Source organism: Streptomyces sp. SID3212 (genome assembly GCF_009865405.1).
Classification (GTDB): domain Bacteria; phylum Actinomycetota; class Actinomycetes; order Streptomycetales; family Streptomycetaceae; genus Streptomyces.
The window spans coordinates 1-10,449 of the sequence record NZ_WWJY01000653.1 but is presented as its reverse complement, the minus strand read 5'-3'; the positions used below and the strand labels follow the sequence as shown (position 1 = coordinate 10,449).

Sequence of the window (10,449 nt, the reverse complement as noted above, 5' to 3'; positions counted from 1 at the left end):
CGGTACGGCAGCTCGGGACGGCCCTCGCCACCGCCCTGGCCCGCCGGGGACTGGCCCGGGGTGGACGCGACGGCGGCGGCTCCCGCGCCCATGCCGACACCGGGCGGGGGCGTGTTCGACGCCTTGCGCGGCGCGAACCAGTCGCTGGGGGGCTTCCCCGCGCCGTCCTCCGCGGCCCCTTCGGCCCGCGTGTCCGCCTCGTCCTGCCGCTCCGGGGCCGCGTCGGGGCGCGCGAAGGTGCCCGTCTGCTCGGCGGCCGTCGCGCCCCGGCCGTCCGTACCCTCGCCGTCGGCCATGGGCGTACGCATCACGACAGGGGGGATCGGCCGCGAACCCGGGATGTTGATCCGGATGCGGGTGGTCAGCGTGGTCTCGGTTCTGGGCTCGTCCGGCTGGGGAGGGACGGGCATGACGCCGGTCTCCTCCGAGGCGTCCTGCTGGGGATGCGGCGACGGATACTGGCGGGATCCGTACGGCGGTGTCCCCGAGGGGTACGCTGCTCCGCCGCGCCCCTGGGGCCCGGAGGACGAACTGTCAGTTTCACGACTCAAAGCAGGTTCTCCCGGTTGGCTCCGCCGCCCGTTCTTACTGGCACTCAGCTTCTCGGTCCCCCATGCAGGAGGGGACGGCCCGGAGCGCGCACCACCATACTGGGCTGCGCCGACCCGTAACCGACGACCGTACGGAGCGAGAGCCCCGGCGGTGTGACGGACACGGTCAATTCAGCAGCAGACGGGCGCGTCACTTCCCAAGTCGGCCGGACTTCGAGCCCGGTTGCGGCAACCGCGACATGGTGGCACAGATCACAGCCACCACCATCCCGCCGAGCAGGTAGACGAGCGGTCCGAGGCCCGCGGCGAAGGCTCCGTCCCCCTCAGGTCTGCCGATACTCAGCAGGATGACCGCCACCAACCAGCCCGCGGCAGGGGCTCCGACGCCCAGCTGCGTGCCGGTTACCCGCATCCCACCGGTGAAAACTCCCGCCGTGGCGACCAGCGCCAGCACCAAACCGCCCGGGAACCAACCGCCTTGGACGAGCGAGCCGGCGATCCCCACCACCGCCCCGAGCACCAGCAGGAGGAGATAGGCGGCGATACGTCCCGGTCCTGCGGGTGTGGTGCCGTACGGGCCGGGTTCGCGCCGCGCGCTCATGCGACCGTACCCGCGAACAGGTCGGTCTCGCGCACACCTGCGGGCGCCCCGGACGTGCCGTGCGCCAACTGGTAGTACTCCGTGGTCAAGAGCGGCTGCCCGAGGTCGTTGGAGAGGGCGAAGAACGGCCCGTCCACGAGGATCTGGGTGGCGTGGGCGCGCATCGCCGCCGCTTTGCGGTCCGCGTACGCGGAACCGTCGACCTCCGCGGTGATCTCCGCGTCGTCCACCACCCCCGGCACGTCGCCGACCCCGGCGACACCCGGGAAGAGGTCACCGGCCGCCCGCAGCCGGGCGAAACCCTCCTCGGCGACCGAGCGCGGGACCCGGTTCCAGTAGATCTTGGCGATCGTGTGAGGTGCTCCGAGATCCGGCCGGAAACCGACGTCGCCGGAGAGCTCCGCGGCGCGCGTCGCGACCCGGTGGGCCTGGATATGGTCGGGATGTCCGTACCCGCCGTCGGGGTCGTACGTCACCAGAACCTGCGGGCGGACCTCGCGGATCACCGCGACGAGGTGCGCGGCGGCGGTGTCCGCCTCCGCGTGCCAGAAGGCGTCCTCGCGGTCGTTCTGGGGCAGCCCCGTCATCCCGGAGTCCCTGAACCGCCCCGCGCCGCCCAGGAAGCGGTGGTCGGCGACCCCCAGCTCCTTCATCGCGGCGGCCAGTTCACCGGCCCGGTGGGCGCCGAGACGGTCCTCCCGGTCGGCCGCCAGGTGCGCGAGAGCCGGCGGGATGACCTCGCCCTCCTCGCCAAGGGTGCAGGTCACGAGCGTGACCTGGGCGCCCTCGGCCGCGTAGCGGGCCATCGTGGCCCCGTTGTTGATCGACTCGTCGTCCGGGTGCGCGTGCACCAGCAGCAGACGGCGGGCGGCTGGATCGGTCATGGGGACAGCGTACGAGGCGGGCCGGGCCCGCCCGACACGCCCCGGTCAGAACTTGATGCCGCCGATCATCCCCGCCACGTTCGTGGTGAGTTCGCTGATGGTGGAGGCCATGGAGGAGCTGGCCAGATAGAAGCCGAGCAACATGCAGACGACCGCGTGCCCCCCCTTGAGCCCGGATTTCCGGATCAGCAGGAAGACAATGACCGCCAGCAGCACCACCGCCGAAATCGAGAGTGCCACGACGGTTCACCTCCATAAATATTCAGCCCGGACATCGCAGGACGCATGTGCCGACAGGTTCCTACCCACCTAGCGCTACGGATCATAACTTTCCGTTGGTACGCATTGATCGGTGCACGGCAGCACATGGGGGCGCACGGATACTAGATTCGGTCACATGACCTTGAGGCAGCAGCTCTCGTTCCCGCGTCAGTACGCCAGGACCCAGCGGTTCACCCTGGGTGCCCCTCGCGCCTTCACCGTGTCACCCGATGGAGCGCGGGTGGTCTTCCTGCGGTCCGCCGACGGGACGGACCGGGTGAACCGCCTCTGGGTGCTGGACCTCGACGCCGGTACGGCGGCGGGGGGCGGACCCGCCGAGCGGATCGCCGCCGACCCCGCGACGCTGCTCGCCGGTGCCACCGAGCGGCTCTCGGCCGAGGAACGCGCCCGGCGCGAACGGAGCCGTGAGGGATCGGCCGGAATCGTCGGCTACGCGGTGGACAGCGCGGTCGAGTTGGCCGCCTTCGCCCTGTCCGGGCGGCTGTTCGCGGCCGAACTGCGCGCCGGGACCGCCCGCGCGCTGCCCGTACGCGGGCCGGTCATCGACCCCCGCCCCTCGCCCGACGGGCGGCACATCGCGTACACGGTACGGGGCGCCCTGCGGGTCGTCGGGGCCGACGGCGAGGGTGACCGGGCGCTGGCGGCCCCCGGGGACGGCGAGGACCCGGAGAACGTCTCGTACGGCCGGGCGGAGTTCGTCGCGGCCGAGGAGATGGACCGCTCGCGCGGCTACTGGTGGTCGCCCGAGTCCGACCGGCTGCTCGTGGCCCGCGTCGACACGGCGCCGGTGCACCGCTGGTGGACGGCGGACGCGGCGCACCCGGACCGGGAGCCGGTGAAGGCCGCGTACCCGGCGGCGGGCACGCCGAACGCGGAGGTACGGCTGTTCCTGGTGGACCTGCACGGGCCTGCGGGCGGCGCGGAGTCCCCGGACTCCCCGGCCTCCTCGGCAGGCGTGGACGGGGAGCGTACGGAGGACCGGGGCGGACAGCGTACGGAGAACGCCGGCGGGGAGCGTACGGAAGTCACCTGGGACCGGGCCCGCCACCCCTACCTCGCCCGCGTCCACTGGTCCTCGGCGGGCGCGCCCCTGCTGCTCGTCCAGTCCCGCGACCAGACCAGCGAGCTGTACCTGGCCGTGGACCCGGCCACCGGGGCGACCCGGACGGTGCACCGGGACGAGGACCCGGCCTGGCTGGAGCTCTTCCCCGGGACCCCGGCCTGGGCGCCCGACGGGCGGCTGGTGCGGATCGCCGACGAAGGGGGCGCGCGCGTCCTGGTGGTCGGCGACCGGGCGCTCACCGGGGGGCAGTTGCAGCTGGGCGCCGTGCTGGACATCGGTGAGCACGACGTCCTCGTCTCGGCCTCGGCCGGCGAGGAGGCGGCGGAGCCCGAGACCGGCGAGGTGCACGTCTACCGGGTCAACGAGCTGGGCGTCGAGCGCTTCTCGGCGGGCGCGGGGGTGCATTCCGCCGTACGGTCCGGCCGGGTGACGGTCCTGGTGTCGGCCCGCCCGAACGCCGCCGGGCTCTCCGCCCAGGTGTTCCGGGACGGCAAGCAGGTCGCCTCCGTCGCCTCGTACGCGGAACAGCCGGTGCTCACGGCGGCCGTGACGCTCACGGAGGGGGGCGCACGGCGCATCCCGTGCGCCGTTCTGCTCCCCACCGGCTACCAGGAGTCGGACGGGCGCCTGCCGGTCCTGCTGGACCCGTACGGCGGCCCGCACGGCCGGCGGGTGCTCGCCGCCCACAACGCCCACCTCACCTCGCAGTGGTTCGCCGACCAGGGGTACGCGGTGGTCGTCGCCGACGGGCGGGGCACCCCGGGCCGCTCCCCGGCCTGGGAGAAGGCCGTCAAGGACAACTTCGTCCTGACCCTGGACGACCAGATCGAGGCGCTCCAGGACCTGGCGGGCCGCTTCCCGCTCGACACCGGACGGGTGGCGATCCGGGGCTGGTCGTACGGCGGCTACCTCGCGGCCCTCGCGGTCCTGCGCCGCCCCGACGTCTTCCACGCGGCGGTCGCGGGCGCGCCGGTCACCGACTGGCGGCTGTACGACACCCACTACACCGAGCGTTACCTCGGCACCCCCGACGGGGCGCCGGAGGTCTACGCGGCCAACTCCCTGGTCACCGACGACGGCCTGTCGGCCCCGGAGAACCCGCCCCGGCCGCTGATGCTGATCCATGGCCTGGCCGACGACAACGTGGTCGCGGCGCACACCCTGCGCCTCTCGTCGGCCCTCCTGGAGGCGGGCCGCCCGCACGAGGTGCTGCCCCTGACCGGCGTCACGCACATGACACCCCAGGAGCAGGTCGCCGAGAACCTGCTGCTGCTCCAGGTGGACTTCCTCAAGCGGTCCCTGGGGGCGGGTCGCTGACATATTAGACAGATGGCTGCAAGTTGTCTAATGTGTCAGGCGTGAACAGTTCAGAGACGGTTCCCGACGACCCCAGACGCGCCGCCGTCCTCACGGCCGCCCTCGGCGTGTTCGGCCGGTACGGCTTCCAGAAGACGTCGATGGCGGAGGTCGCGCAGGCGGCCGGCGTCTCCCGGCCGGGGCTCTACCTGCTCTTCCCGAACAAGGAAGAGCTCTACCGCGCCACGATGGGCGGCGTCATGGAACGGGCCCAGCGGGCCATGGAGGCGTCCTTCGACGACGGGACGCTCGGCTTCGAGGAGCGGGTCGTCGGCGCGCTGGACGCGCTGATGGGCCAGTACGTCGACACGCAGGTGGCCAGGGACCTCGGCGAGCTGCTGGAGAACAGCGGCCCGCAACTGGGCTCCCTGTTCCACGACTACCAGGAGCGGGCCAGGGCGACGATCAGCGACCGGATCGCCGCCCTGGCCCCGCCCGGCGTCCTCACCCCGGAGCTGGGCGCGGACGACGTCATGGACCTCCTTTTCTCGGCCGCCCTCACGTGGAAGCAGACCGCGGCCACCCGCGTCGAGTTCCGCGAGAAGGCCGCACGGGCCGTACGGATGATCTGCCGCACCGCCGACTGAACGCGGACACCCCACGCCCGCCGCCCTCCCGATCGGAGCACAGCCATGTCCCGCATCACGACCCCCTTCGACGCCCGCTCGACCGCCGCCGAGGTGATCGCGGGCACCGACCTGACCGGCAAGGACGCCGTCGTCACCGGCGGGGCCTCCGGCATCGGCCTGGAGACCGCCCGCGCACTGGCCTCCGCCGGCGCCCGGGTCACCCTCGCCGTCCGCGACACCGGCGCCGGTGAGCGCGCCGCCGCCGGCATCAGGGCCACCACGGGCCGCGGCGCCGTCGACGTCGCCCGCCTCGACCTGGCCGACCGCTCCACCGTCGACGCCTTCGTCGCCGCCCGTACGGAGCCGCTGCACATCCTCGTGAACAACGCCGGGGTCATGGCGCTGCCCGAGCGCACCACGACCCCGGAGGGCTGGGAGACGCAGTTCGCCACCAACCACTTGGGCCACGCCGCCCTGACCCTGGGCCTGCACGACGCCCTCACGGCCGCGCAGGGCGCCCGTATCGTCGCCGTCAGCTCCTCGGCCCACCTGATCTCCCCGGTGGTCCTGGACGACATCCACTTCGTCTCGCGCCCCTACGACGGGTGGTCCGCCTACGGCCAGTCGAAGACGGCGACCGTGCTGTTCACGGTGGCCCTGGCCAAGAAGTGGGCCGCCGACGGCATCACCGCCAACGCGCTGCACCCCGGCGGCATCATGACCAACCTCCAGCGCCACCTCGACGACGCCCAGCTGCGGTACGTGGGCGCCACGGACGAGCAGGGCCGCCGCCTGGACGTCCCCCCGGGCTGGAAGACCCCCGAGCAGGGCGCGGCCACCTCGGTCCTGCTCGCCGCCTCACCGCTCGTCCAGGGCGTGACCGGCCGCTACTTCGAGGACGTGAACGAAGCCGCCGTCGTCACGGGGGAGGGCGACGGCCGCAGCGGAGTGGCCCCGTACGCCCTCGACCCCGAGGCGGCGGACCAGCTCTGGGCGGAGACGGCGAGGCTCCTCGGCACGACGTCCTGAGAGACGCCCTAGCACGTCCTGAGACACGCCGTGAGACACGCCCTAGTTGAGCATCGCCCGCGCCGCCCGCGCCCTGCGCCGTATCGCCTCCGCCGTCGACGGCTCGACCGCCGCCACCACCTCCGCGTACGCCTCCATCTCCGTCGCCCCGGAGAGGAACTCCCCGCGCTGGATCAGCACATGCGCGTGGTCGTAGCGCAGCCGCGCCGGGTGGGACGGCAGGAGCAGCGAGAGTTCGACCGCCCAGAGCGCCACGTCACTGCGCTCCGGGCGGGCGGCGGCCCAGGCGCGGATGTTGTTCAGGACCCGCAGCACGACGTCCAGCGGGTCGGCGGGCGAGATCAGGTCGGGGGAGAAGCCGTCCCCGGGGCCGGGCGCGGTGCCCGTCGCCTCCGCGACCAGGTTCTTCGCGTCCTGGCCGGAGAGCGGGCGCCCGCCCGCGAACGGGTCGGCCAGGACCTGCTCGGCGGGATCGCCCAGGCCGATCACGAAATGGCCGGGAAGCGCCACCCCGTACACCCGCGCGCCCGCCCGCCGGGCGACCTCCATCCAGACCACCGACAGCAGGATCGGCAGCCCCCGCCTGCGCCGCAGCACGGCGGGCAGCAGCGAGGACTCCAGACGCTCGTAGTCGTCGGCGGAGCCGTGGAAGCCGAGGCGCCCGCCCAGCAGTTCGGCGAGGGCCGCCGCCCACGCGCGCGACCCCCTGACCCCGTACGGCAGCAGCCCGGCCAGCCGGTCCAGCTCCGCCTGGGCCGCGTCCAGCCCCGCCTCGCCGAGGGCCGGTTCGCCCTCCGCCCCGATCAGCAGGCACAGCGTGGCCAGGTCGGGGCGTTCCCCGCGTGCCTCGTCGGCGAACCGCTGCCGCCGGCCTGTCGAATCCGGGTCCATGGGCGACTCGTACCCCGTCACGGCCGATACCCCCTCACGACCGGCACCCGCTCACGCCGGCCGGTAGTGGTGGTAGTGGTGGTGGACCGCGAAGCCCATGCCCTCGTACAGCGCACGCGCCCCGTCGTTCCGGGACTCGACCTGGAGCCAGGCCGCCGACGCGCCCTCCTCCAGGGCGCGGCGCGCGAGCGCGGTCATCACGGCCGTGGCCAGGCCGCGGCGCCGGTGGGCCGGATCGACCTCCACCGCCATGAACCCCGCCCAGCGCCCGTCCACCACACACCGCCCGATCGCGGCCGGCGCCCCGGCCTCGCCGGGGACGGTGGCGAACCACACCGAGGGCCCGCTGTTCAGCACGTGCAGGACGTGCGGCCCCGGCGCCTCGGAGCGCTGGTAGCGGCCGAGCCACGCCTCGTCGCAGGTACGGTCCAGCCGCACCCGTTCCACGTCCGCGTCCCGGTCGCCGAGCGGCGCGAGGGCCGCGATCCGCATCTCGGCGCTCACCTCCGCGGACCAGCCACGCTTCTCCAGGTCCGCGCAGAGCGTCTCCTGGGTGCCCTCGGCACCGGTCGCGGTCTGGACGTACGGCGGCAGCCCCCGCTCCCCGTACCACCGCCGCACCCGCTCCAGCGCCTCGTCCAGCGGCAGCCCGGCTCCTGGACCGTCGCCGAGGGACAGCACCGAGTTGGCCCTGCGGGTGAATCCGGCGGAGGCGCGCAGCCGCCAGGCGCCGAGGGGTTCGCTCTCCACCGGCTGCCAGGCCCGCGCGCCGACGAGCGCCAGTTCCCGGTACGTCGCCGAGGGGCCCCGCCGCCGGGCCGGCGCGGGCGGCACGACCTTGCCCGCGACCAGGGACGATTCAGGGACCCGGACGCTCTCGCCGGTCCTTCGTGTGATCAGCAGCACACCGTCGTCCCAGGATGTGAGAACGCCGACCGTGTCGGTGAATTTCTCCGCCGGGCCGCCGTTCTCCGTCAGCTGTCTGACTGATACCCGTTTGCCCACGTCAGCCCGTGTCATACGGACCTCGAACCGTCCGCCGGCGGTGAATTCCACAGCTCGGTACGCCCCTCCTGTTCGGATCGTGCCCAGGAACGGAGATACTAGATGCGGGCATCGACGACGCCGCGCTCCCGCGCGCCCGTGGACGGAGCCGCAGATCGGCCCGCCGCCGCCCTATCGAGGAGGAACGACAGCGTGACCTACGTCATCGCGCAGCCTTGTGTCGACGTCAAGGACAAGGCGTGCATCGAGGAGTGCCCGGTCGACTGCATCTACGAGGGCTCCCGGTCCTTGTACATCCACCCGGACGAATGCGTCGACTGCGGAGCCTGTGAGCCGGTCTGTCCGGTCGAGGCCATCTTCTACGAGGACGACACCCCCGAGGAGTGGAAGGACTACTACAAGGCGAACGTGGAGTTCTTCGACGAGCTCGGGTCGCCGGGTGGAGCCTCCAAGCTCGGCCTCATCGAGCGGGACCACCCCTTCATCGCCGCGTTGCCGCCGCAGAACGGCTGACAGCGCGCCCCCGGTCCCGTACGGCGCGCCCGCCGTACGGGACCGCGGTGTTTCCCGTGGCCGGCGCGCGTCCGTCCGTACGGAAAAGGTCCGTACGGCACAGTCCGTACGCGTACGACCCCGTCCGTACGAGAAAGAGTGAGCACCGTGTCCGCAGTCTCTTCGCGTCTCCCCGTCTTCCCCTGGGACAAGCTGGAGCCCTACAAGGCGACGGCCGCGGCCCATCCGGACGGGATCGTGGACCTGTCCGTGGGCACGCCGGTCGACCCGGTCCCCGACGCGGTCCAGCGGGCCCTGGCCGGGGCCGCGAACTCCCCCGGGTATCCGACGGTGTGGGGGACGGCGGAGCTGCGGGACGCGCTCACCGGATGGGCGGAACGGCGGCTCGGCGCGCGCGGGGTGACCCACTCGAACGTGTTGCCGGTGGTCGGCTCCAAGGAACTGGTCGCGTGGCTGCCGACGCAGCTCGGCCTCGGCGCGGGCGACCGCGTCGCGTACCCCCGGCTCGCCTACCCGACGTACGAGGTCGGGGCGCGGCTCTGCGGCGCGGAGCCCGTACCGTACGACGACCCGACCGAGCTGGACCCGGCCGGCCTGCGGCTGCTGTGGCTCAACTCGCCGTCCAACCCCACCGGGGCGGTGCTGGGCCGGGACGAGCTGACCCGGATCGTGGCCTGGGCGCGCGAGCACGGTGTGCTGGTCTTCAGCGACGAGTGCTACCTGGAGCTGGGCTGGGAGGCGGAGCCCGTCTCCGTCCTGCACCCGGACGTCTGCGGAGGCTCGTACGACGGCCTTGTCGCCGTCCACTCGCTCTCCAAGCGCTCGAACCTCGCGGGGTACCGCGCGGCCTTCCTGGTCGGTGACGCGGCGGTCCTCGGCGAGCTGCTCCAGATCCGCAAGCACGGCGGGATGATGACCCCCGCGCCCGTGCAGGCGGCGACGGTCGCGGCGCTCGCCGACGACACGCACGTACGGGAGCAGCGGGCGCGGTACGCGGCCCGCCGCGACGCCCTGCGCGCCGCGCTGGAGGCGCACGGCTTCCGCATCGACCACAGCGAGGCGAGCCTCTACCTGTGGTCGACCCGGGACGAGCCGTGCTGGGACACCGTGGCGCATCTCGCGGAGCTGGGCATCCTGGTGGCGCCCGGGGACTTCTACGGGCCTGCGGGGGAGCACCATGTGCGGGTGGCGCTCACTGCGACCGACGAGCGGATCGAGGCCGCGGTGAAGCGGCTCGGCTGAGCGGTCCGGCACGTGTGAAGGGGCCCGGGGAGCTGTCCAGCTCCCCGGGCCCCTTCACGCCGTCACGGACGCGCCTCGCGCGCCTGGGGCGGTCAGCCGATCGGCAGGCCCCCGACCGGCAGCCCGCCGGTGGGGAGGCCGGAGGTGGGGAGCCCCGAGGTGGGCAGGCCGCCGAGCATGGAGGCGGGGGCGGCGCTGCCGGAGGCGGCCGAGGCGGTCTCGCCGAGCACCTCGCCCGCGCTGCCTGCGGTGTCGCCGGCCAGCTTCTGCGCGGCGGGCGTCAGGGTCTTGCCGGCCGTGCCGACGGTCTTGCCCGCGGCGGGAACGGTCTTCTTGACCGCCTGGCTGCCGGCTTCGCCCGCCACGGCGGTGGTCGTCCGGGCGCCGCTGTCGACGGTGTCACCCACGGCGGCGCCGTCGAGCGCGCTGACGGCGCCGAGGTCGGTGGTCTGCGGCAGGGCCG

General features: G+C 73.5%; 11 protein-coding genes and 1 pseudogene. 5 read left to right on the top strand and 7 right to left on the bottom strand.

Going from position 1 to position 10,449, the window contains the following annotated elements; all coding sequences use genetic code 11:
- The 4 genes and pseudogenes from GT042_RS39235 to GT042_RS19785 form a co-directional block, all read right to left on the bottom strand.
- Positions 1-551 (bottom strand): annotated as a pseudogene (locus GT042_RS39235) (hypothetical protein); the annotation flags it as partial.
- 190 nt (positions 552-741) lie between these two features.
- On the bottom strand, positions 742-1,152 hold the full coding sequence (locus GT042_RS19795) for a DUF6113 family protein (protein ID WP_161310063.1): 411 nt from the start codon (positions 1,150-1,152) through the stop codon (positions 742-744).
- Entirely contained in the window at positions 1,149-2,036 is an 888-nt protein-coding gene (gene mshB, locus GT042_RS19790) for an N-acetyl-1-D-myo-inositol-2-amino-2-deoxy-alpha-D-glucopyranoside deacetylase (protein WP_161310062.1), read from the bottom strand. Before mshB ends, GT042_RS19795 begins: the two co-directional genes overlap by 4 nt.
- A 45-nt stretch (positions 2,037-2,081) precedes the next feature.
- On the bottom strand, positions 2,082-2,276 hold the full coding sequence (locus tag GT042_RS19785; protein WP_161310061.1) for a hypothetical protein: 195 nt from the start codon (positions 2,274-2,276) through the stop codon (positions 2,082-2,084).
- A 157-nt stretch (positions 2,277-2,433) separates the two neighbouring features.
- On the opposite strand from GT042_RS19785, the gene GT042_RS19780 reads away from it, so the two are divergent.
- The 3 genes from GT042_RS19780 to GT042_RS19770 are packed head-to-tail and all read left to right on the top strand — an operon-like array spanning position 2,434 to position 6,335.
- Positions 2,434-4,698 (top strand): prolyl oligopeptidase family serine peptidase, encoded by a 2,265-nt coding sequence (locus GT042_RS19780; protein WP_161310060.1) that lies wholly within the window; start codon positions 2,434-2,436, stop codon positions 4,696-4,698.
- A gap of 41 nt (positions 4,699-4,739) precedes the next feature.
- On the top strand, positions 4,740-5,324 hold the full coding sequence (locus GT042_RS38250; protein ID WP_202533222.1) for a TetR/AcrR family transcriptional regulator: 585 nt from the start codon (positions 4,740-4,742) through the stop codon (positions 5,322-5,324).
- Between the two features lie 45 nt (positions 5,325-5,369).
- On the top strand, positions 5,370-6,335 hold the full coding sequence (locus tag GT042_RS19770) for an SDR family NAD(P)-dependent oxidoreductase (RefSeq protein ID WP_161310059.1): 966 nt from the start codon (positions 5,370-5,372) through the stop codon (positions 6,333-6,335).
- A gap of 42 nt (positions 6,336-6,377) precedes the next feature.
- Here the strand turns inward: GT042_RS19770 and GT042_RS19765 are convergent, their stop codons facing one another.
- Together GT042_RS19765 and GT042_RS19760 are read right to left on the bottom strand one after the other, a co-directional pair.
- Complete coding sequence (locus GT042_RS19765; protein ID WP_161310064.1) at positions 6,378-7,226, bottom strand: transglutaminase-like domain-containing protein; 849 nt, start codon at positions 7,224-7,226, stop codon at positions 6,378-6,380.
- 51 nt (positions 7,227-7,277) lie between these two features.
- On the bottom strand, positions 7,278-8,282 hold the full coding sequence (locus tag GT042_RS19760; RefSeq protein ID WP_161310058.1) for a GNAT family N-acetyltransferase: 1,005 nt from the start codon (positions 8,280-8,282) through the stop codon (positions 7,278-7,280).
- 141 nt (positions 8,283-8,423) lie between these two features.
- Between GT042_RS19760 and fdxA the strand changes: the two genes are divergently transcribed.
- Positions 8,424-8,744: a ferredoxin gene (fdxA, locus tag GT042_RS19755; protein WP_003985062.1), complete on the top strand. Its 321-nt coding sequence runs from the start codon at positions 8,424-8,426 to the stop codon at positions 8,742-8,744.
- 147 nt (positions 8,745-8,891) lie between these two features.
- Complete coding sequence (gene dapC / locus GT042_RS19750) at positions 8,892-9,986, top strand: succinyldiaminopimelate transaminase (protein WP_161310057.1); 1,095 nt, start codon at positions 8,892-8,894, stop codon at positions 9,984-9,986.
- Positions 9,987-10,078: 92 nt separating this feature from the next.
- On the opposite strand, the gene GT042_RS19745 is transcribed toward dapC, so the two are convergent.
- A partial coding sequence (locus GT042_RS19745) for an ATP-binding protein (RefSeq protein WP_161310056.1) occupies positions 10,079-10,449 on the bottom strand: 371 nt, incomplete at its 5' end.